This window comes from Roseateles hydrophilus (assembly GCF_026712245.1).
GTDB lineage: Bacteria > Pseudomonadota > Gammaproteobacteria > Burkholderiales > Burkholderiaceae_C > Pelomonas > Pelomonas hydrophilus.
Genome location: NZ_JAPPUY010000002.1, coordinates 636,202 through 658,013, shown reverse-complemented (window position 1 = coordinate 658,013; position 21,812 = coordinate 636,202). Strand labels below are relative to the sequence as shown.

Genomic DNA, 21,812 nt, shown 5'->3' with positions numbered 1-21,812 from the left:
CCGACCGGCCTTCAGCGCAGGTCCACCGCGTCCACCGCGAAACCGGCGCTGAGATAGGCGGTGCTGCCGCTGCCCGAGGCGGCGTTGATGGTCAGCGTGTTGCTGCCGGCCACGAAGGCGCTGGCCGGCACGCTGAACGTGAAGGTCGCGTTGTTGCCACGGTAGGTGCCGATGGTCAGCGAACGCGAGTCGGGCTGGGTGGACGCACTGGGCACCGTCGAGGTCCAGCCGTTCACGCTGATCTGCGGCCGCGCATTCGCATAGGCCGCCGTGATGCCGATGCGCACCGTGCGCGCGGCCAGCTGGGCACTGGTCAGGTTGAAGGTGATCTGCGTGCCGCTGTTGACGCCCTTCCAGATCGCACCCGGGAACTTGTTGGTGGCGCTGCCCACCGCGTAGGTCACCGGGCCCCAGGACGGGTTGCGGGTGTCGGACGGATGGCGCACGTTGAGCGTCTGGCCGTTCAGGAACTCCAGCGGCGTGCCGTCCCAGTTGCCCACGCGCCAGAGCACGGCCTGCGCCGACGGGTCGGCCGTGATGGCCCGCGTGTTCAGCGTCGTCGTGCCGCCGCTGCTGACCGACACCTGCTCGGTGTAGACACCCAGCTCGCCCTTGTAGACGGTCATGGTGTAGGTGCCGGGCTTCATGTTGGCCACCGTCACCGCGCCGCTGCCGGACGTGGTGCCCCAGTACTGCGCCGTGCCGTTGGCAAAGCCCACCGTGTACGCATAGGCCGTGTCCATGCCGCTCAAGCCGTTCAGCACCACCTTGCCGCGGCCAGCGACCCAGCCGTCCAGGCCCAGGCCGGACATCCAGCTCATGTCCGGCGCCGACGGCGTGGCCCCCGTCGTGAACATCAGCGCATAGGGGCCGTGCAGGCCCATGCGGAACGCCTCGGTCTGGTTGTGGCCCGAGTTCATGTAGTTGTAGAGCTCGGTGTCAGTGCCGCTCTGGTTCTGGATGTCGCGGAAGAACGGGCCGCCCGAGGCCGACTCCCGGCTGCCGTAGACCATGAAGGCGCCCACGCCCGAGCCGGTCACGCCGCGGATCGTCATGTCCTTGGCGCGCTGGTTGCCGTAGTACTTGGAGCGCGTCGTGCCGTCGCTGTTGCCGAACACGTCGCTGCTCTCGATGGCGCCGGTGGTACCGCGCAGGCTGGACTCGACCGGCACGCCCGTGAACACGCTGCCGTTGAGCCGCGTGATCCAGCGCAGCTCGCCCACCGCCGGCTCGGCCGTGATGTGGGTGGCCATGTACAGCGTGTTCTCGTTGCGGCGCACGACGATGTAGTGCTTCAGCGTGGACGCCGTGATGGTGATGACGGCCGTGGTACCCGATGGCGAGAACGCATAGGTGGCCGGCGCGCCCAGGCCCGAGCTGATGTGGGAGAACTTGGTCTGCCCTTGCAGCTCCGCGCCGCCGTTGAGCTTGATGGAGGTGATGTCGCCGCTGCTCTTGTTGACCTTGAACACGAGGCCGGCGCCGGTGTCCACGGTCAGCACGCCGCTGGCGTCGGTGATGCCCCAGGCGGCCAGCGCCGAGGTGGAGGCGAAGGTACAGGTGGCCGCCGCCAGGCCGAGCGCCGCCAGGCGCCCGCGCGAAAAGTGCTTCATCGATGTGTCTCCAGTCGTTGTGGTCACGCCGGCAGCGTCATCGCCGCGGCGCGTTGCCGCCCCTGTGCAGCCGGTGCGGTCGGCGCGCAGCATAGGAAGCGGTCCACGGGGGCGCCTCGGGCGCGCTACCGAGTCGGCGCAATCACTCAGCGACTTGATTGCGAGGCCGTGCAGGCCGGCATCGCTGCGGCGGCCGGCGCTGCGGGCGGCGGCGGGATGTCGGCGCGGCCCAGTTGGCGCGCCAGGGCGGCGCCCTGCTGCCAGGCCTGCGGCGCGTCGCTGCGCGTGAGCATCAGCGTGACAACATGGGCGCAGGCCACGCCCACCGGATGGCCGGCGCCGTAGTGGCCGCAGGCATTGGCCAGCATCACCGACGGCGCGGGCGACTCCGCCCAGGCTGGCGCCGGCAGGCTGCGCAGCACGGCCTCGCGCTGCGCGGGCGTCCAGGCCGCCGGCAGTGCCGCGCCCAGCCGCGTCAGCCAGGCCCGCGGCTGCTCGCGCCAGTGGCCGGCCGCCGCCAGGCCCTGCCAGGCGGCGTCGGCATCATCGGGGGCCTCCTCCAGCCAGGCGGCCCAGTGCACGGCGTTGCCCGGCTCCAGCCGCAGCCGAGCCTGCAGCAGCTCGCGCCGGCAGGCCGCGCCCAGGCAGGCCGCAGTGGCCCAGCGCAGGGCGAGCGCATCCTGTGAGCGCAGCGCCGCGTCGCGCACCTGGGCCGACCACTGCGCCTGCGCCGGTGCATCCTCAGCCGGCGGCGGCTGCAGCAGCAGGCCCAGCACCACGTCCGCACCCGACCCGCTGGCCAGCACGGCCAGCGCGCGCTGCCAGCCCAGGGCCTGCTCATGCGCCGGCAGCGTGCTGGGTGCGCAGCCCTCGGGCGCGGGCAAGGCCGCGGCCGCCGACGCCCCCGTAGGCGCCCCGGCGCCAAGCGGCAGACGCGGCGTGCTGGGCGGCGGAGCTGCTGCCGCTGGCGCGGCGGCTGGCGCCGGGGCCGGGTCTTGCCACAGCAGCCAGCCCGCGGTGATCAGCACCGCGGCAGGCAGGGCAAGCAGGAGCACCGGGGATCGACGCATGGCGACCGATTGTGGCCGCCACCGGGCTCACTCCCAGCGCAGATGCACCACCCGGTAACCCTCGGCCTTCAGCGTCTGCAGCAGGAAGGGCAGCGCGTCGGCGGTCTGGTCCTGCGCGTCGTGCAGCAGCACGATGCCGCCGCCGGTCTTGGCGAGCTGGCCCAGCAGCTTGGCGGCCAGCATCTGCGGCGTCTGCGCGGGCAGCCAGTCCTCGGCGCCGGCATCCACCGACATCACCGTGATGCCCAGCCGGGCGAGCGCCGTCATCATCAGCGGCGACTCGGCCAGGAACGGGAACCGCCAGGCCGCCGGGCGCTCGCCCAGCACGTCGACGTAAGCGGCCAGCATGGCCTTGAGGTCGCTGCCCTGCGCCTCGGCGGGCAGCTGCGCAAAGTTGTCGTGCCGGTGGCCATGCATGCCCAGCGTGTGGCCGGCGTCGCGCACCTGGCGGGCAAGCTCGGCATGCTGGCGCAGCGGCTCGCCGTTGACGAAGAAGGTGGCCTTCACGCACTGATCGGCCAGCGCCTGCAGCACGCGCGGCGTGGAGCCGGGGCGCGGGCCGTCGTCGAAGGTCAGCACGATCTCGCCGCGCGCCAGCCCGGGCAGCGCCGCATGCTGGGCCGTGCCCCAGGCGCTGGCCGTGCGAGGCAGCGTCAGCGTGCGGGCGGTGCCCAGCGCGTCGGGCGCACAGGCGGGTGCGGCGGCGGCCATCGCCAGGGCCAGCAGCAGGCTCATCAGTGCGCTCCGGCTGGCGCCGCGTGGCCGTCGGCCGCCGCGGTGGCCTCGCCGTCATGCGGGAACGGTGCCAACCAGGCCAGGATGACCGGCGGGATGGAGAACACCAGCACCCAGCCGAAGAAGCTCAGGTAGTTGTGGCCCACGTAGTTCCACAGCAGGCCGCTGACGCTGCCTGTGCCCCACTTGGTGAGCGCCATGACGCCTGTGGCCATCGCGTAGTGGGCCATGCGGAAGGGGCCCGGCGCGATCTGCTGCATCATGTACAGCATGTGGCCCACCGAGCCCATGCCGAAGCCGAACTTCTCGATGGCCACGATGGCGGCGATGGTGACCGTGTCGGTCGGCATCGTCTGCGCCAGGTAGAAGTAGGTGACGTGCGGGATGTTGAGCACGAGCGCCAGCGTGAAGAAGCTGCGCGGCAGCGTCTTGCGGGCGACGAAGAAGCCGCCCAGGAAGGCCCCGGCGATGAAGGCCAGCGTGCCCACCGTGCCGTTGATGTGGCCCAGCGCCTCGTTGTCCAGGGCCAGGCCGCCGGCCGCGGTGCTGTCCAGCAGGAACAGCGGGCCGAACTTCTCGATGAAGCCCTCGCCGAAGCGGTAGAAGAAGATGACGGCCAGCATCATCCAGATCTGCGGCTTCTGGAAGAACGTGACCCAGGCCTCGGCCGTGGCCTTCAGCCCGCCGGCCAGTCCCTGGCCGTGCAGCTGCGAGGGCGCGCCCGCCGGCAGCACGCGCCAGTGGTAGACGCCGAAGCCCGCCATCAGCGCCGCCGCCAGCGACACCACCACCATCCAGCACTGCACCCAGGACAGGCCCAGCTGGTTGTGCAGGTAGCCGGTCAGCGACACCAGCAGGCCCGAGGCCAGCACGGCGCCCAGGTTCCAGCACATGCCCTGCAGGCCGGCGTAGCGGGCCTGGTCGGTCTTGGAGGCCGTGGTCATGAACACGCCATCGGCGCACGTGTCCTGCGTGGCGGACGCGAAGCCGACGATCCAGAAGAAGGCCAGCGACAGCTTGAAGAAGTCTGCCACCGGCAGCACCAGCGCGATGAGGCCCAGTGCCGCGGCCATCGTGAACTCCATGCTGATGACCCAGAAGCGCTTGCTGCGGTAGACCTCCAGCAGCGGCGCCCACAAGGGCTTCAACACCCACGGCAGGTAGAGCTGCGAGGTGTAGAGCGCGATGTCCTCGTTGGACACGCCCAGGTTCTTGTAGAGGATGGCCGCGACCACGCCCACCATCACATTGGGCAAGCCCATGGCCAGGTAGAGCGAGGGCACCCAGGTGAGCAGGTGGCGTTGGGGGGTGGTCATGAAGGTCTCCGTATTTTTTCTTTGCGCCGGCGGGTCAGCGTGAGGGCGGCGTCAGCGCCTGGATCGCCGCCGACACGTACACCAGCGGTGCGTTCCAGTTGATCGCGACCTCGTTGGCGGCGTAGCTGCAGCCGTGGTCGATGTAGGACAGCGCAGGCAGCTTGGACGCATAACGCACGGGGCAGTGCGGCTGATCCTGCTGGCCGGGGTTGGGGCCGCCGACCAGGAAGCCGGGCACGGGCGCATCCACGCCGTCGGCCTCGGACGGGCGGTGGTGCGGGTGCAGCGGCGAACGCTGGCCGAAGCCGGTCACATAGCTCATGCCCAGCGGGTTGCGGCCCAGCACGTAGTCCAGTACCGACTGCGCTGCGTCCAGTTGCGCGCGCTCGCCGCCGAGGCGGTAGGCCTGGATCAGCATCAGCGCCTGGTTCAGCGCCTGCGAGTTGCTGCCCCAGACGAAGTCGTTGGCAGACTCCATCGTCAGCCGGTAGGCCGAGCCCTGCCAGGTGGCCGCGAGCTGGCGGCCGAAGTCGCCGACGCGGCGCGTGACGAGCTCGGCATCGGCCTTGGCGAGCTGGTCACGGTGCTGGGCCAGGCTCATCCAGGCCAGGCCCAGCACATCGCCCCAATTGGGCACGCGGATGGGCTGCGCCTCCAGCTTCAGCGCGTCGCGGTAGGCAGCGTCGCCGGTGGTGAGGAAGAGCTCGGCCGCGGCCCAGGCGAACTCGTCGTCGAGCTTGTCGTCGCCGTACTCGCCGGTGCGCACATCGGGCGGGTTCTTGAACACCACGCGCGGATTCGCACGCGCCCATTGCCAGGCGGCGACGGCCGCATCACGCAGGCGCGCCGACAGCCCAGGCCGTTGTGCGTCGAACGGCTTGAACACCCGGCTCGCATGGGCCATCACGGCGGCGAAGTCCAGCGCCGCCGCCGTGCCCTTGGCCACCACATAGCGCGGGCCCACCGCCTGGTGCGGCATCACGTTGCCGTCGAAGCCCAGGTTGGTGAGCTTGTTGTAGACACCGCCGTCCGCCGGGTCCTGCATGGCCAGCATCCAGTCCAGGTTCCACAGCACCTCGTCCAGCACGTCGGGCAGCGCATTGCCGCTCTCGGGGATGTTGAGGTGCTGCGCCTTGAACAGCGCCGGGAACTGCTCGTAGGCCGCCAGCAGCGTGTAGACGGTGATGCTGGAGTTGACGATGTACTTGTTGTAGTCGCCCGCGTCGTACCAGCCCTTGGGCGCGGACAGCCGCGTGCCCTCGGGGCGCTGGGCGCTCGCGGCGGACGCATGCACCAGCACCTCGGTGTCCGGGTGGCCGGCCGGGCGGGCCCAGGGGCCGGCGTGGCGAGCGTCCAGCGAAATGCTGGCGCGGTTGAAGTAGAAGGCCTTGAGCACCCCGGCCGTCAGCGCGGCATAGGCGTCGGGCGCCACGCGCAGGCGCACCGGGGCCTGGCCGTCGGCGCGCAGCTCGTAGTCGCCCGGCGCGGTCAGCGCGGACAGGTCAACCAGGCGCACCTCGGTGCCGGACATGGCCCACCGCCGGGCCGGGCCGGTGGCGCCGCGCAGCACGACGCTGTCGCTGCCCGCCCGCACGACGCGGAACTCGCCTCCGGCCGCCGCCGGCAGCACGGCCCATTTGGCAGCGCCGGGCAGGTAGCCCAGCTGGTTGACGGCGGCATCGCCCGGCTGGGCGGCGGCAGCCCGCGAGGCCGTGCCGGCCGCGGCAGCGGCCAGCGCGCAGGCGATCAGGGACGCCCGCAGCGGGGCAGCTCGGAGGGAGGATTTCTTCATGGCGAGCGAAATTTTGACAACGTTGTCAGCGGCTGGACATTGGGGTGATTGCCCAGGGCGCGAGAAAGGTGCGCGGCGTGTTGACGGGTGATCCATCCATGGCGACGGGTTGAGCACGGGAGGACGGGGCGACCTGGCGGCGAGGCTCGGCGTCCCCGCGCCCAGCGGCACGAAAAAAAGGCCGGCCCTCGCAGTCTGCGCTGGCCGGCCGGCATCGCGATGCGCGGGGTCAGGCGCCCCAGCGCAGCTCCCGGCCTTCGGCCAGCACCGGGCTGCGGCGGCCGTCGACGTCCAGCGCCCAGTCGTGCAGCGCACCCTCGCTGACCTGCGCGAGGTACTCGCCACCGGCGCGGCTGACGCGGCCACGCGCCGCGACCTGGCCATCCAGGCTCACCACCGTGAAGTCGGCACTGGCGCCGTCGGCCAACTCGAACACGCGCAGCACGGTGCCACGGGCGTAGTCGTAGTCGGGCTTCTCGGTCTCGGCGCCCCAGGGGATGACGCTGCCCGGCGCGGCGTACAGCGGCATGCTCAGGAAGCCATGCGTCTCGCGTACCCAGCGGCCGCCGGCCTTCTTCTCACCGCTGAGCAGGTGGGTCCAGACGCCCGAGCCCTGGGCCGCGGGCAGGTAGACCTCCACCTCGCCGCTCTCGGTGAACACCGGCGCCACCAGCAGGCTCTCGCCCAGCTGGTACTGGCGGTCCAGCGTCGCGCAGGCCGGGTCGTCCGGATGCTCCAACAGCATGGCGCGCATCAGCGGCACGCCGGTCTGCGTGGCCTCGAATGCCTTGGCGTAGAGGTAGGGCATGAGCTGGTGCTTCAGGCGCGTGAACACGCGCAGCACGTCGCAGCTCTCCTCGTCCACCAGCCAGGGCACACGGTAGAAGCTGCTGCCGTGCAGGCGGCTGTGCGAGGACATCAGGCCGAACTGGATCCAGCGCTTGTAGACGGCCGGCGGCGGGTTGCCCTCGAAGCCGCCGATGTCGTGGCTCCAGAACGCGAAGCCGCAGCTGGTGAGCGACAGGCCGCCGCGCAGGCTCTCGGCCATCGATTCAAACGTGCTCCAGCAGTCGCCGCCCCAGTGCACCGGGAAGCGCTGACCCGACGCGTAGGTGGAGCGCGCGAACACGATGGCATCGCTGCCCTGCACTTCCTGCAGCAGCTCGAACACCGCCTCGTTGTACTGGAGCGCGTAGAGGTTGTGCATCTCGACGGGGTCGGAGCCGTCAAAGTACTGCACGCCCTCGCTCGGGATGCGTTCGCCGAAGTCGGTCTTGAAGCAGTCGGCGCCAGTGGCCAGCAGGCGGCGCAGATGCCCCTGGTACCAGGCCTTGGCGGCGGGGTTCGTGAAGTCCACGATGGCCATGCCGGGCTGCCACTGATCGGTCTGGAAGGTCAAACCGTTCGTGCGCTTGATGAAGTAGCCGTGCTTCACGCCTTCGGCGAACAGCGGTGACTTCTGCGCCACGTAGGGGTTGATCCACAAGCTGATCTTCAGGCCCTTGGCATGCAGGCGCTGCAGCATGGCCTCGGGCTCGGGGAAGCCGCGGCGGTCCCACTCGAAGTCGCACCACTGGAACTCGCGCATCCAGAAGCAGTCGAAGTGGAAGACCGACAGCGGCAGCTCGCGGCGCTTCATCTCGTCGATGAAGTGCGTGGCCGTGGCCTCGTCGTACTGCGTCGTGAACGAGGTCGTCAGCCACAGGCCGAAGCTCCAGGCCGGCGGCAGCGGGGCGCGGCCCGTCAGCGCTGTCAACCGGGACACGACATCCTTGGGCGTGGGGCCGGCGATGACGCAGTAGTCCAGGCTCTCGCCCTCGCGGCTGAACTGCACGCGGGCCACCTTCTCCGAGCCGACCTCGAAGGACACCGGGCCGGCCTCGTTGACCAACACGCCGTAGCCACGGTTGGTCAGGTAGAAGGGCACGCTCTTGTAGACCTGCTCGCAGGCGGTGCCGCCGTCCTTGTTGGTGTTCTCCACCACCTGGCCGTTCTTGACGAAGGGCGTGAAGCGCTCGCCCAGGCCGTAGACGTTCTCGCCCACGCCCAGCGTGAGCTGCTCATGCACGTGGTTGCCCTTGTCGCCCCACTGGATGTAGCCCAGGCTGCGCCAGTCGCTCTTGGTGAGGATGCGATCGCCCTCGCGGAAGACGAGGTTCCAGCCCTCGCCCTTCTTGACCTCCACCGAGATCGCGCCCGAGCTCAGCCGCGCATGCGTGTCGGTCTCGGTGATCTGCACCGGCGCGGCCTGCGCGCCGACCATGGGAATGTGCAGGCGCGGCGGCGTGGAGGCGGTGTAGTGCTCCACGCTGACGCGGATGACGCCGGGCAGCGGCGAGCTCAGCGTCACGGTCAGCGTGGGGCCTTGCAGCGTGTCGCCACGGTGCTTGATGGGGCGGGTCGTGGCGAGCACGACAAGTCGGTCTGCGTGGGCTTGCACCGCATAGGCCTCGGCCGCGTAGTGCGCGGCGACGCCCGGCTGAAGCATCCACTGTCCGTCAGTGAACTTCATGAGGGGTTCCTGGTTGTCTCCGATCGGCAGCGGGGCGCTGCCTCTCTGTTGTGTGCCGCGTCGCCCGCAACGGGCGATGGCCGGCCCGACCGCGTCGGGCACCGGCGGCATCTTCGGCCGACCGCCGCCCGACGCGCTAGGGGCTTTCACCCAATTTACTTCGTGCGACGGCCGAACTAATATGGCCAAAAACCTCGGAGCACCTCGCCTCCCGAGGCACCACAGGAGACAACACGTGCAGCCCGAAACCGCAGGCAGCCAGCAGCTGCTGAAGGTCATCAATCGCATGGCGCTGGTGCGGCACCTCTGTGCCAACCCGGGCCTGTCCCGGGCCGACCTGGCCGGGGCCGTGGGTCTGACCAAGTCCACCGTCAGCCTGCTGGTGCGCGAGCTGGTGGCAGAGGGCTGGCTGGCGGAGCGCGAGGTCGTCGCCACCGGCGACCTGGGCCGCCGCCCCACGCCGCTGTTCGTCGACCCGGCCCGGCTGCTGCTGCTGGGCGCCGAGGTGGGCATCGAGTCCGTGCGCGTGGTCGCCACCTCGCTGACCGGCGAGGTGCTGGCCTGCGCGGCGGCCAACTACGGCGCCAGCCGCACGGCCAAGGCCTGCATGGCCACGCTGGCCACCGCACTGCTGAAGGTGCGCAAGCAGCTGGACGCCAGCCAGCAGATCCTCGGCATCGGCGTAGGCCTGCCCGGCGGTGTGAACGAGGCGCGCGGCGTGCTGCACTTCGCCCCCAACCTGGGTTGGCGCGACGTCGCCGTCGGCGAGCTGCTGGCCGACAAACTGCAGGACAGCCTGCTCGCCGGCGTGCCGCTGTTCATCCAGAACGAGGCCGACGTCGCGGCCCTGGGCGAGATGGAGTTCAACCCCGCGCCCGGCTCCGACCCGCTGCTCTACGTCTCCATCAATCAGGGCCTGGGCGCGGGCGTCATCGTCGGCGACCGGCTGCTGACCGGCAGCCGGGGCTTTGCCGGCGAGGTGGGCCACATGGTGCTGCAGCTGGGCGGGCCGCGCTGCTCCTGCGGCCGGCGCGGCTGCGCCGAGGCGCTGATCGCCACCCGCGCCATGCTCGGCGGCAGCGACGGCGAGCCCGTGCTGCGCTCGCTGGCCGAGGTGCGCGCCCACCTGGTGGACGAAGACCCCGAGACGCTGAAGGCCGTGGCCTCCGCCGGCCGCTACCTGGGCGTACTGCTGCAGAACCTGGCCACCGCCTACGACCCCGGCTGCATCGTGCTGGGCGGCTCGGTGGTGGAGCTGGGCCAGCCCTTCCTGCGGCCCGCGCTGGACGCGCTGAACGACTACGCCGCCGCGGCCGGCCTGCCGCCGCCCACCGTGCGCACCTCGCGCTTCGGCGCCAACGCCGTCGCGGTGGGCGCGGCCGCGCTGGCCCGCTACCGACTCACCCGCCCCGCCCTGCCGCTGGCAGACACGGGACTGCCCCTGGCTGAGGAAGCCCTCTGATGTATCTCGGCATTGATCTCGGCACCTCGGAAGTCAAGCTGCTGCTGCTGGACGGCCGCGGCCGCACTGTCGGCAGCGCCGGCAGCACGCTGACGCTGGCCAACCCGCAGCCGCTGTGGTCCGAGCAGGCGCCCGCCGACTGGTGGGCCGCCACGCAGGCCGCCGTGGCCACGCTGCGCGCGGCGCACCCGGACGCGTTCGCGCAGGTGCGCGCCATCGGCCTGTCGGGCCAGATGCACGGCGCCGTGCTGCTGGATGGGGCCGACACCGTGCTGCGCCCGGCCATCCTGTGGAACGATGGCCGCTGCCATGCCGAATGCGCCGAGCTGGAAGCCGCCGCACCGACCCTGCACGCCATCGCCGGCAACCTCGCCATGCCCGGCTTCACCGCGCCCAAGCTGCTGTGGGTGAAGAAGCACGAGCCCGACGTCTTCGCGCGCGTGGCCAGCGTGCTGCTGCCCAAGGACTGGCTGCGCCTGCAGCTGACCGGCGACAAGGTGTCCGACCCGTCCGACGCGGCCGGCACGCTGTGGCTGGACGTCGCCCGGCGCGACTGGTCCGACGAGCTGCTGGCCGCCACCGGCCTCACGCGCGCCCACATGCCGCGTCTCGTGGAGGCCAGCGAACCCAGCGGCGTGCTGTGCCCCGAGCTGGCACAAGCCTGGGGCCTGGGCGCGGACGTCATCGTGGCCGGCGGCGCCGGTGACAACGCGGCCAGCGCCATCGGCATCGGCGCCACGGCGCCGGGCGATGGTTTCATCTCGCTGGGCACCTCGGGCGTGCTGTTCGTCGTCAACGACCGCTACCGGCCCAACCCGGCCTCGGCCGTGCATGCCTTCTGCCATGCGCTGCCCCAGCGCTGGCACCAGATGAGCGTCATGCTGTCGGCCGCCAGCTGCCTGCGCTGGTTCTGCCAGCTCGTGGGCCAGCACGAGAGCACGCTGCTGGCCGAGCTGGCGCGCGATGACAACGCAGTCAACGACCGCGCGCCCCTCTTCCTGCCCTACCTGGCCGGTGAGCGCACGCCGCACAACGACCCCTTCGCGCCCGGCGTGTTCCACGGCCTGAAAGCCGCCACCACGCGCGCCGACTGCACCTATGCCGCGCTGGAAGGCGTGGCCTTCGGCCTGGCCGACGGGCTGGACGCGCTGCGCGCGGCCGGCACCGAGGTGAGCCAGCTCTCGCTGGTGGGCGGCGGCTCACGCAGCCCCTACTGGGCGCAGCTGATCGCCGATGCGCTGAACGTGGACATCGTCGTGCACGCCGGCAGCGAGGCGGGTGGCGCGCTGGGCGCCGCCCGCCTGGGCTGGCTGGCGGCCGGTGGCAGCGTCGAGGCTGTCTGCACCCGCCCCGCGCTGTCGGCCCGCCACACGCCCGACCCCGAACGCCATGCCCGCCTGGCCCCACGCCTGGCGCGCTTCCGTGACCTGTACGCCCGCCTGCGCGGCGCATGACCTGACCCTGACATGAGCTACTTCGACCACATCCCCGCCATCCGCTTCGAGGGCGCCGACAGCCCCAACGACCTGGCCTTCAAGCACTACGACAAGGACCGCATCGTCCTGGGCAAGCGCATGGAAGACCACCTGCGCTTCGCCGTCTGCTACTGGCACAACTTCGTCTGGACCGGGCTGGACCCGTTCGGCGGCGCCACCTTCGAGCGCCCCTGGTTCCAGGGCGGCAGCCCGATGGAACTGGCCAAGCTGAAGGCCGACGCGGCCTTCGAGTTCTTCGCCAAACTGGGCGCGCCCTACTACTGCTTCCACGACCGCGACGTGGCCCCCGAAGGCGCCACGCCGCGCGAGAGCCAGGACAACTTCAAGCGCATCGTCGACGTGCTGGCGGCCAAGCAGCAGGCCACCGGCGTGAAGCTGCTGTGGGGCACGGCCAACCTGTTCAGCCACCGCCGCTTCATGTCGGGCGCGGCCAGCAACCCCGACCCCGAGATCTTCAAGATGGCCGCGCTGCAGGTGCGCGATGCGATGGACGCCACGCTCGCGCTGGGCGGCGAGAACTACGTGCTGTGGGGCGGCCGCGAGGGCTACGAAACCCTGCTGAACACACGACTGGGCCAGGAGCTGGACCAGCTGGGCCGCTTCCTGAACATGGTGGTCGAGTACAAGCACAAGATCGGCTTCAAGGGCGCCATCCTCATCGAGCCCAAGCCGCGCGAGCCGTCCAAGCACCAGTACGACTTCGACACCGCCACCGTCTACGGCTTCCTCGTGCGCTACGGCCTGGAAAAGGAAGTGAAGGTCAACATCGAGGCCAACCACGCCACGCTGTCGGGCCACAGCTTCGAGCACGAGATCGCCACCGCCGGCGCCCTGGGCATCCTCGGCAGCCTGGACATGAACCGCGGCGACCCGCAGCTGGGCTGGGACACCGACCAGTTCCCCAACAACGTGCCCGAGACGGCCATCGCGCTGTACGAGGTGCTGAAGGCCGGCGGCCTGGGCTCGGGCGGCCTGAACTTCGACGCCAAGGTGCGCCGCCAGTCCATCGACGCGGCCGACCTGTTCCACGGCCACATCGGCGGCATGGACGTTTGCGCCCAGGCGCTGCTGATCGCCGAAAAGATGATCAACGACGGCCGGCTGCAAGCCGCCAAGGATGCGCGTTATGCCGGCTGGGACACGCCCGCTGGCCAGGACATCCTGGGCGGCCGCCGCACGCTGGGCGAGCTGGCCGACGAGGTGCTGGCCAAGAACGTCGACATCGCGCCCGTCTCCGGCCGCCAGGAAGTGCTGGAGAACCTCGTCAACCGCCTCTGCGCCTGAGAGTCCGCCGCCCCGCCGCGCGACGCGCCTGACGCGCGTCCGGCGGCGGGTTTTCAAGCGTCGGCTGACAACGCTGACATCACCGTCAGCCTTGCCGCCGCCGCGCCCACGCCCTGACCCCGCCGAACCAGCAGCAGTACCCCTCGGCAAACACCATCCCCCGTGCCACCCAGCACATCGAGAGGAGACATCCGTGAACAAGCCCCAGAGAACCTTGATTTCCATCGCCGCCGCCCAGGCAGCGCTGCTGTGCAGCGGCCTGGCCGTGGCGCAGAGCGCGCCCGCGCCGGCCGCCGCCGCGTCGGCGCCGGTGCAGAAGGTCGAGACCGTCGTCGTCAGCGGCCGCCGCGCGGCGCTGGAGTCGGCGCAGAAGATCAAGCAGAACGCCGACGAGATCGTCGACTCCATCGTCGCTGACGACATCGGCAAGCTGCCGGACAAGTCCGTCACCGAGGTGCTGCAGCGCATCGTCGGCGTGACCATCGACCGCACGATGGCCAAGAACGACCCCGAGCACTACTCGGTGGAAGGCTCCAGCGTGAACATCCGCGGCCTGTCCTACGTGCGCTCGGAGGTCAACGGTCGCGACACCTTCTCGGCCAACGGCGGCCGCGCGCTGAACTTCGAGGACGTGCCGCCCGAGCTGATGGCCGCGGTGGACGTCTACAAGAACCCGGCGTCCGCGCAGATCGAGGGCTCCATCGGCGGCCTGGTGAACCTGCGCACCGCCATGCCCTTCGACTACGCCGGCTTCAAGGGCCACGTCACGGCCAGCGGCAACTACAACGAGCTGCAGGGCAAGTTCAGCCCGGCGGCCTCGGGCCTGCTGTCCAACCGCTGGAAGACCGACATCGGCGAGGTCGGCATGCTGATGAGCCTGGCGCACAGCAAGAGCTCCACGCGCACCGACCTGTGGCAGGTCGAGCCGTACTACAAGATCGACGGCACGCACTGGGTACCCAAGGGCGCGCAGTGGCGCGACTCCAACTTCGAGCGCAACCGCAACGGCCTGTACGGCGCGCTGCAGTGGAAGAAGGACGACCTCAGCAGCTCGCTGACCTACTTCCAGTCCAAGTACCGCATGCAGTGGGACGAGAACGCGCTGTTCGCGCAGACCACGCCCTGGAACATCGTCGTCGGCAGCGATGCCAAGTACGACAAGAACAACGTCTTCGTCAGCGGCACGCTGACCTCGCCGGCCGACGGCGGCGTCAACTTCGGCGCCGACACGCGCTACATGACGCGCAACTCCAAGACCAAGGACCTGGGCTGGAACCTCGCCTGGAAGGCCAGCGACAAGTGGTCGTTCAGCACCGACCTGCAGCTGGTCAAGTCCGACACCAACGCCTTCGACTCCACCGTCGCCACCGGCCTGCTGATGCCCAAGGAGACGCTGGACCTGAGCGGCAGCACGCCGCGCGTGGTGTTCGACGCCAGCGACCTGGCCGCGCTGCAGAACAAGGCCAACTACTACTGGGCCTTCACGATGGAGCACCTGGACCGCAGCAAGGCCGAGCAGAAGGCCTGGCGCGCGGACGCCAAGTTCAACTTCGACCATGCGGTGCTGCAGGACCTGTCCTTCGGCATCCGCCTGACCGACCGCGATGCCACCACCACCAAGACGGTGCCCGACTACAACTGGTCCGCCATCACGCAGACCTGGCAGCGCGGCTGGGACATCACCGGCCTGGCCTACCTGAACGACCCGCGCTTCAACGCGCCCACGCGGCTGCACACCTTCGACAACTTCTTCGGCGGCCAGAGCGTGCCGGCCATCTATGTGCCGGCGGTGTCGCTGGCCAAGGACTACCCGAGCTCCTACCAGCTGCTGCACAAGTACCACGACGAGGTGCTGTGCATGCCGCAGTCCTGGCGCTCCGGCTGCACGCCCTGGGCCCCGGCCAGCTTCGGCACCGACCCGGCCGGCACCAACGAGCAGCATGAGCGCTCGCAGGCCGTCTACGGCCAGCTGCGCTTTGACTTCAACGACGTGGGCGCGCCGGTGGACGGCAACGTCGGCGTGCGCGTCGTGCGCACCGACATGAAGGCCAATGGCTACGTCGCGTTCAAGAACAGCGCCCCCACGCTGAACCCCGGCCAGAGCCTGGGCGGCGTGGCCGTGCCGGTCATCAGCAGCTTCAGCAGCCCCATCCAGGCCGAGCAGAACTACACCGACGTGCTGCCCAGCCTGAACCTGCGCTACAAGCTCAGCAACGAGCTGCAGTTCCGCGCCGCGCTGGGCAAGGGCGTCTCGCGGCCCGACTTCTCGCAGCTGCAGGCCTACACGACGATGGAGCTGACCACCAAGCAGCGCACCGACGGCAACACCATCGTCGTCGAGTCCGTCAACCTGAGCGGCACGGCCAGCGGCAACCCGCTGCTCAAGCCCATCAAGTCCACGCAGCTGGACCTGTCGGGTGAGTGGTACTTCTCCAAGAACGGCTCGGTGACGCTGGCGCTGTTCAACAAGGACCTGAAGGACATCATCGTCAGCCAGTCGGCCACGGTGCAACTGCCGGCCACCAACGGCACGCCGCTGAACTTCACGGTCACCTCGCCGGTGAACGGCGCCAAGGGCCATGCGCGCGGCTTCGAGCTGGCGTTCCAGCGCTACTTCGACATGCTGCCTGGCTGGATGTCGGGCCTGGGCGTGCAGGCCAACTACACCTACGTGGACAGCAAGACCAAGCCCTACAACCCGGTGCTGTCGGCCTTCTGCGCCGGCACCAGCACCGACGCGGCCAACCTCAACCTGAACATCAACGGTTGCGACACCGACGGCCGCACCTTCGGCAACCTGCCGCTGACCAACCTGTCCCGCAACGCCTACAACCTGGCGCTGCTGTACGACTACGGCCCGATCTCGGCGCGCGTGGCCTACAGCTGGCGTTCCAAGTACCTGCAGGCTGTCAACGCCAACGGCACGCGCGGTGGCGACGGCCGCCTGGCCGACGGCACCGGCGTGGCCTACGCGCTGCCCACGTGGAGCGACGACTACGGCCAGATCGACGCCGGCATCACCTACCGCTTCAACGACAAGTTCAGCTTCAGCCTCGAAGGATCGAACCTGAACAACGCGCTGGCACGGCAGCTGATGCAGCAGAACATCGGCATGATGACGCGCGCAGTGAACTACACCGGCCGCCGCTACTCGGTGCAGGCGAGCTACTCGTTCTGATGCGCTGACCACGACCGTCCGGCGGCCGCCGCGCCGCCGGACTTTCAGGATCCGCTATGAAATCAAACCACCTCGCCGCCGCGGTGCTGGCCGGCCTGCTGTCCATCGCACCCGCCTGGGCCGCCGAAGCCCCGCGCCTCGTCGCCAAGGACGGCCGTCACGCACTGCTCGTGGACGGCAAGCCCTTCCTCATCCTGGGTGCGCAGGCGCACAACTCCAGCAACTACCCCGCCGGGCTGGGCCCCGTCTGGGCCGCTGCCAACGACCTCAAGGCCAACACCGTGCTGATGCCCGTGGCCTGGGAGCAGGTGGAGCCCGAGGAAGGCCGCTTCGACTTCAGCTTCGTGGACACACTCGTCCAGCAGGCGCGCCAGCAGAACAAGCGCCTCGTGCTGCTGTGGTTCGCCACCTGGAAGAACACCAGCGCGCAGTACACGCCGGCCTGGGTCAAGCTCGCGCCGCAGCGCTTCCCGGCCATGCGCGACAAGGACGGCAAGGCGAGCTACTGCCTCAGCCCCTTCGGCACCGAGACGCTGAAGCACGACAAGCGCGCCTTCGTCGCGCTGATGACCCACCTCAAGAAGATCGACGCCCAGCAGCGCACCGTGCTGATGGTGCAGGTGCAGAACGAGGTCGGCACCTACGGCCTGGTGCGCGACTTCGCGCCGGCCGCGCAGGCCGCGTTCGAGCAGCCCGTGCCCGCCGCCGTGCTGGCGCGCCAGAAGCCCAAACTCGCGGCCACCGGCAACTGGCGCGAGGTCTATGGCGACTACGCCGACGAGTACTTCCACGCCTGGGCCATCGCCCGCTACATCGGCGAGATCGCCGCCGCCGGCCGCGCGGTGTACGACCTGCCCATGTTCGTCAACAACGCGCTGCGCAACCCGCTGGAGCAGCCGCCCAAGCCCTGGGCCAACAACTTCTCCAGCGGCGGCCCGAGCTGGGACGTCATCGACATCTACAAAGCCGCCGCGCCGGCCGTGGACATCGTCGGCCCCGACCTCTACAACGCCGAGTCCGCCCAGGTGGAGGCCAACCTGCGGCTGTTCCAGCGTGCCGACAACGCGCTGTGGGTGCCCGAGATCGGCTCCAAGTCGGCCTACGGGCGCTACCTGTACTCCATGCTGGGCCGGGGCGCCATCGGCGTGTCGCCCTTCGGCATGGACTACTTCGACTACAGCAACCACCCGCTGGGCGCCACGGCGACCGACAAGACCATCGTCGAGCCCTTCGAGCGCGTCTACCGCATGTTCGCGCCCATCCAGCGCCAGTGGGCGCAATGGGCCTTCGACGGCAAGGTGCGCGGCATCGGCGAGGCCGACGACCGCAAGCCCCAGCAGCTGGACTTCCCCGGCTGGACCGCCAAGCTGACCTACCGCCTGGGCCGCTTCGGCGAGGCCAGCTGGGGCCCGGAGTTCGCCAAGCCCGCACCGGGCACCGAGGAGCCCAACGGCGGCGCCGCGATGGCGCAGCTGGGGCCCGACGAGTTCCTGCTGATCGGCCAGCGCGTGCGCGTGCGCATGGAGCCCGCCGAGGGCAGCAGCGGCATGATGCTGCGCGCCGAGCAGGGCCGCTTCGATGCCCAGGGCCGCTGGGTCATGGAGCGCGTGTGGAACGGCGACCAGGTGGACTGGGGCCTGAACCTGCCGGCCGAGCCCGTGATGCTCAAGATCACCATGGCACGCCCGAAATGAGCTCCCCCCCTACCGGCTGCGCCAGCACCATCAAGGGGGCGCCGCTGGTGGCCCGGCAAAGCCGGTGCCACGGCGGCTGCTCGATCCGGCGGCTGCTTCGCGTCGCCGTCCTGCTGTGCGGTGCGGTCATGCTCAACGCGAGCGCAGCCGAGCAGGTCCTGCATTACGCCAGCCCGGCGCCGGACACACCGCAGGGCTGGGAGCAACAGGCCCTGCCCATCGGCAACGGGCGCCTGGGTGCCATGTTGTTCGGCCAGGTGGCGCGCGACCGCCTGCAGTTCAACGACATCACGCTGTGGACCGGCGACCGCCACACCATGGGCGCCTTCCAGCCCTTCGGCGACGTGGTGCTGACGCTGGACGGCGCCGACGCGCCCGTCAGCGCCTACCGCCGTGAGCTGGACATCGCCCGCGCCGTGAACCGGCTGAACTATACGCAGCACGGCGTGCGCTTCACGCGCGAGGCGCTGGCCAGCCACCCGGCCCAGGTCATCGCCTGGCGGCTGACGGCCGACCGGCCCGGCCGCTACCACGGCCGCATCGCGCTGACCGACCGCCATGGCGCGGCACTCAGCGCGGCCAACAACACGCTGACCGCTGTCGGCGCGCTGCCCAACGGCATGGCCTATGCGAGCCAGCTGCGCGTCGTGCATGAAGGTGGCTCGGTGAGCGTCGACGGCAACACGCTGCGCTTCAACGGCGTCAACGCGCTGACCCTCATCCTCGGCGCCGGCACCAGCTTTGCCGACGGCCAGCCGCCGCTGCCGCGCGTGCAGCGCCAGGTGGCCGCCGCGCCGCGCTGGGCGCCGCTGCGCGCCGCGCACGAGCGCGACGTGGGCGCCCTGCTCGGCCGCGTGACACTGGACCTGGGCACCAGCCCGCCCGAGCGCCGCGCCCTGAGCACCGACGCCCGCCTGGCCGCCTACACGCAGCACGGCAACGACCCCGAGCTGGAGGCGCTGTACTTCCAGTTCGGCCGCTACCTGCTCGTCAGCAGCTCGCGGGACTCGCTGCCGGCCAACCTGCAGGGGCTGTGGAACGACCACCTGCAGCCGCCGTGGAACAGCGACTACCACTCCAACATCAACCTGCAGATGAACTACTGGCCGGCCGAGGTGACCCACCTCGCCGAGACCGCGCGGCCCTTCCACCGCTTCGTGCAGCGCCTGATCCCCGCGTGGCGGCAGGCCGTGTCCGAGCGCGCCGCGCTGGCGCTGAAGGACCCCGCAGCCCTGCCGCCCGAGACACCGCCCTGGGACAACTCCGTGCAGCCGCCGCAGGAAACCTTCCTGACCGCAGCCGGCACCCCCGTGCGCGGCTGGGCGCTGCGCACCGAGACCAACCCCTTCGGCCACCAAGGCTACCTGTGGAACATGACCGGCAACGCCTGGTATGCCCGCCACTTCTGGGAGCACTACGCCTTCACGCAGGACCGCACCTTCCTGCGTGCCGTGGCCTGGCCCGTGCTGCGCGAGGTGGGCGAGTTCTGGGAAGACCGGCTCAAGACCTTGCCCGACGGTCGCCTCGTCGCGCCCAACGGCTGGTCACCCGAGCACGGCCCCATCCAGGACGGCGTGGCCTATGACCAGCAGATCCTGTGGGACCACTTCGACAACCTCGCCCAGGCCGCCGAGCTGCTGGGCGAGCACGCCGCCCGCGACCGCGCCGTCGCCATCCGCGACCGACTGGCCGGCCCGCGCGTCGGCAGCTGGGGCCAGTTGCTGGAGTGGATGGAGGAGCTGAAGGACCCGGTGCTGGACACGCCGCGCGACACGCACCGCCATGTGTCCCACCTCTACGCGCTCTACCCCGGCCGGCAGATCTCGCCCACGCGCACGCCTGCGCTGGCAGCGGCTGCCCGCACCACGCTCACCGCACGCGGCGATGTGAGCACCGGCTGGTCCATGGCCTGGAAGATCGCCTTCTGGGCCCGGCTGCACGACGGCAACCACGCCCACGAACTGCTGCGCGGCCTGCTGGCCCAGCCCGGCGCGCGCAAGGCCCGCGAAGGCGCCGAGGTGCACCAGGGCGGCACCTACCCCAACCTGCTGGACACCCACCCGCCCTTCCAGATCGACGGCAACTTCGGCGCCACGGCCGCCATCGCCGAGATGCTGCTGCAGTCGCATGAGGGCGTCATCGCCCTGCTGCCCGCCCTGCCTGCGGCCTGGGGGCAAGGCTCGGTGCGCGGCCTGCGCGCGCGCGGCGGCTTCGTCGTCGACATCGCCTGGGCCCAGGGCCGCGTGACGCGCACCACCGTGCGTGCCGTGGCCGGCGCGGGCGGCGGCCGGCTGCGCGTGGGCGAGCGCGTCATCGAGCTGCAACTGCGCCCCGGCCAGACCCGCACGCTGGAGTTCCCTCTGCCATGAAACGCGTGCTTCACACCCTCTGCCTGGCCATGCTGCCGCTGACAGCGCAGTCGCTGGACCTGGACACCGGCCGCCCCGCGCCAGGCTGGCACATCGCCGTCACCGATTTCGAGGGCCAGGCCCGCCTGGCTGGCGAGCGCGTCACCGTGCCCAAGCCCGCCCAGCCGCGCGTGCCCAGCAGCCGCGTGGCCGCCCGGCGCGGCGACGACGGCGCCGTCACGCTGCAGTTCAGCCACAGCTGGATCGCGCAGCTGCGCTGGCAGGGCGGCCCGCCGCTGGACCTGAACGCCTACCTGCCGCAAGGCACCGTCGAGTTCGACCTCGACGTCATCGACCTCGCCCAAGGCGGCCTCAAGTTCAAGCTCGGCTGCGGCAAGGATTGCGAACGCAAGATCCCCTTCCTGTTCGCCGGCCGCGCGCTGGCGGGCCAGGGCCGGAAGCACTTGTCGTTCGCACTGAAATGCTTCTGGCGCGAAGGGGACGACTTCAGCGCCGTGGACGTGCCGTTCACGCTGGAAGGCACCGGCAGCGGTGAGGTGCGCGTCAGCCGGCTGCGCCTGCACAAGGCCGGCAAGCCCACCACGGCCTGCCCCGACTACCGCACGCAGTCCGTCACACCCGAGCCACTGCAAGAGTCGTGGGCGGTGGACTGGTGGCTGCCGCGCCACGAGTCCAAGCTCGCCGAGGTGCGTGCACACCAGGTCGCCGGCCGGCGCGTGGACCTGGTGTTCCTGGGCGACTCCATCACGCAAGGCTGGGAGAAGGAAGGCAAGGCGGCATTTGCCCGCTACTTCGCCCCCCACAACGCCGTGGCGCTGGGCTTCGGCGGTGACCGCACGGAGAACCTGCTGTGGCGCCTGCGCCATGGCGCGCTGGACGGCATGGCGCCCAAGGTCGTCGTGATGCTGATCGGCACCAACAACACCGGCGAGCGGCTGGAAGACCCGGCGCTGACCGTTGCCGGCATCCGCGCCAACCTCGACGAGATCCGCCGCCGCCAGCCCCAGGCCACCGTGCTGCTGATGGCGCTGCTGCCGCGCGGCGAGACGCCCGACGACCTGACCCGCCGCCACAACGCCCGCATCAATGCGCTGCTGCCATCGCTGGCCGACGGCCAGCGCGTGCGCCTGCTCGACATCGGCCCCGCGCTGACCCAGCCGGACGGCACGCTGTCCCGCGACCTGCTGCCGGACTTCCTGCACCTCAGCCCGGCCGGCTACGACATCTGGGCCCGCCGCCTGGACGCCACCCTGACCCCTCTGCTGGCGCCCTGACGGCGCCTCCTCCCTGA

Annotated in this window: 13 protein-coding genes; 7 read left to right on the top strand and 6 right to left on the bottom strand. The window is 70.6% G+C overall.

What is annotated here, in order from left to right; translation table 11 throughout:
• Window positions 1-11: 11 nt before the first annotated feature.
• The 6 genes from NYO99_RS10135 to yicI all read right to left on the bottom strand — a co-directional run bounded on the left by NYO99_RS10135 (window position 12) and on the right by yicI (window position 9,038).
• Entirely contained in the window at window positions 12-1,613 is a 1,602-nt protein-coding gene (locus tag NYO99_RS10135; protein ID WP_268167065.1) for a rhamnogalacturonan lyase B N-terminal domain-containing protein, read from the bottom strand.
• 146 nt (window positions 1,614-1,759) lie between these two features.
• Window positions 1,760-2,683 carry a hypothetical protein gene (locus tag NYO99_RS10130; RefSeq protein ID WP_268167064.1) on the bottom strand — a complete coding sequence of 308 codons (924 nt, stop codon included), beginning with the start codon at window positions 2,681-2,683 and terminating at the stop codon, window positions 1,760-1,762.
• 27 nt (window positions 2,684-2,710) lie between these two features.
• Window positions 2,711-3,418 carry a polysaccharide deacetylase family protein gene (locus tag NYO99_RS10125; protein WP_268167063.1) on the bottom strand — a complete coding sequence of 236 codons (708 nt, stop codon included), beginning with the start codon at window positions 3,416-3,418 and terminating at the stop codon, window positions 2,711-2,713.
• Window positions 3,418-4,734, bottom strand: a complete 1,317-nt coding sequence (locus tag NYO99_RS10120; RefSeq protein WP_268167062.1) for an MFS transporter — start codon at window positions 4,732-4,734, stop codon at window positions 3,418-3,420. The genes NYO99_RS10125 and NYO99_RS10120 overlap by 1 nt, the downstream gene beginning before the upstream one ends.
• Window positions 4,735-4,768: 34 nt before the next feature.
• Complete coding sequence (locus NYO99_RS10115) at window positions 4,769-6,526, bottom strand: glycoside hydrolase family 9 protein (protein ID WP_268167061.1); 1,758 nt, start codon at window positions 6,524-6,526, stop codon at window positions 4,769-4,771.
• 229 nt (window positions 6,527-6,755) lie between these two features.
• Window positions 6,756-9,038, bottom strand: coding sequence for an alpha-xylosidase (yicI, locus tag NYO99_RS10110; protein ID WP_268167060.1), 2,283 nt, complete (start codon window positions 9,036-9,038; stop codon window positions 6,756-6,758).
• Between the two features lie 235 nt (window positions 9,039-9,273).
• On the opposite strand from yicI, the gene NYO99_RS10105 reads away from it, so the two are divergent.
• From NYO99_RS10105 to NYO99_RS10075, 7 genes are all read left to right on the top strand, one after another.
• Window positions 9,274-10,500, top strand: a complete 1,227-nt coding sequence (locus tag NYO99_RS10105; RefSeq protein ID WP_268167059.1) for an ROK family transcriptional regulator — start codon at window positions 9,274-9,276, stop codon at window positions 10,498-10,500.
• Entirely contained in the window at window positions 10,500-11,954 is a 1,455-nt protein-coding gene (xylB, locus tag NYO99_RS10100; RefSeq protein WP_268167058.1) for a xylulokinase, read from the top strand. Before NYO99_RS10105 ends, xylB begins: the two co-directional genes overlap by 1 nt.
• 12 nt (window positions 11,955-11,966) lie before the next feature.
• Window positions 11,967-13,280 (top strand): xylose isomerase, encoded by a 1,314-nt coding sequence (xylA, locus tag NYO99_RS10095; RefSeq protein WP_268167057.1) that lies wholly within the window; start codon window positions 11,967-11,969, stop codon window positions 13,278-13,280.
• Between the two features lie 193 nt (window positions 13,281-13,473).
• A complete protein-coding gene (locus NYO99_RS10090; protein ID WP_268167056.1) occupies window positions 13,474-16,458 on the top strand; it encodes a TonB-dependent receptor in 2,985 nt (994 codons plus the stop codon).
• Between the two features lie 56 nt (window positions 16,459-16,514).
• Window positions 16,515-18,152 (top strand): DUF5597 domain-containing protein, encoded by a 1,638-nt coding sequence (locus NYO99_RS10085; RefSeq protein WP_268167055.1) that lies wholly within the window; start codon window positions 16,515-16,517, stop codon window positions 18,150-18,152.
• Window positions 18,149-20,521, top strand: a complete 2,373-nt coding sequence (locus NYO99_RS10080; RefSeq protein ID WP_268167054.1) for a glycoside hydrolase family 95 protein — start codon at window positions 18,149-18,151, stop codon at window positions 20,519-20,521. Before NYO99_RS10085 ends, NYO99_RS10080 begins: the two co-directional genes overlap by 4 nt.
• On the top strand, window positions 20,518-21,795 hold the full coding sequence (locus NYO99_RS10075) for a GDSL-type esterase/lipase family protein (RefSeq protein ID WP_268167053.1): 1,278 nt from the start codon (window positions 20,518-20,520) through the stop codon (window positions 21,793-21,795). Before NYO99_RS10080 ends, NYO99_RS10075 begins: the two co-directional genes overlap by 4 nt.
• Window positions 21,796-21,812 lie beyond the last annotated feature (17 nt).

Excerpts from the sequence above, each read along its gene's own strand:
- NYO99_RS10135 (WP_268167065.1), bottom strand. The coding sequence starts at position 1,613 with ATGAAGCACTTTTCGCGCGGGCGCCTGGCGGCGCTCGGCCTGGCGGCG.
- NYO99_RS10130 (WP_268167064.1), bottom strand. The coding sequence starts at position 2,683 with ATGCGTCGATCCCCGGTGCTCCTGCTTGCCCTGCCTGCCGCGGTGCTG.
- NYO99_RS10125 (WP_268167063.1), bottom strand. The coding sequence starts at position 3,418 with ATGAGCCTGCTGCTGGCCCTGGCGATGGCCGCCGCCGCACCCGCCTGT.
- NYO99_RS10120 (WP_268167062.1), bottom strand. The coding sequence starts at position 4,734 with ATGACCACCCCCCAACGCCACCTGCTCACCTGGGTGCCCTCGCTCTAC.
- NYO99_RS10115 (WP_268167061.1), bottom strand. The coding sequence starts at position 6,526 with ATGAAGAAATCCTCCCTCCGAGCTGCCCCGCTGCGGGCGTCCCTGATC.
- yicI (WP_268167060.1), bottom strand. The coding sequence starts at position 9,038 with ATGAAGTTCACTGACGGACAGTGGATGCTTCAGCCGGGCGTCGCCGCG.
- xylB (WP_268167058.1), top strand. The coding sequence starts at position 10,500 with ATGTATCTCGGCATTGATCTCGGCACCTCGGAAGTCAAGCTGCTGCTG.
- xylA (WP_268167057.1), top strand. The coding sequence starts at position 11,967 with ATGAGCTACTTCGACCACATCCCCGCCATCCGCTTCGAGGGCGCCGAC.
- NYO99_RS10085 (WP_268167055.1), top strand. The coding sequence starts at position 16,515 with ATGAAATCAAACCACCTCGCCGCCGCGGTGCTGGCCGGCCTGCTGTCC.
- NYO99_RS10080 (WP_268167054.1), top strand. The coding sequence starts at position 18,149 with ATGAGCTCCCCCCCTACCGGCTGCGCCAGCACCATCAAGGGGGCGCCG.
- NYO99_RS10075 (WP_268167053.1), top strand. The coding sequence starts at position 20,518 with ATGAAACGCGTGCTTCACACCCTCTGCCTGGCCATGCTGCCGCTGACA.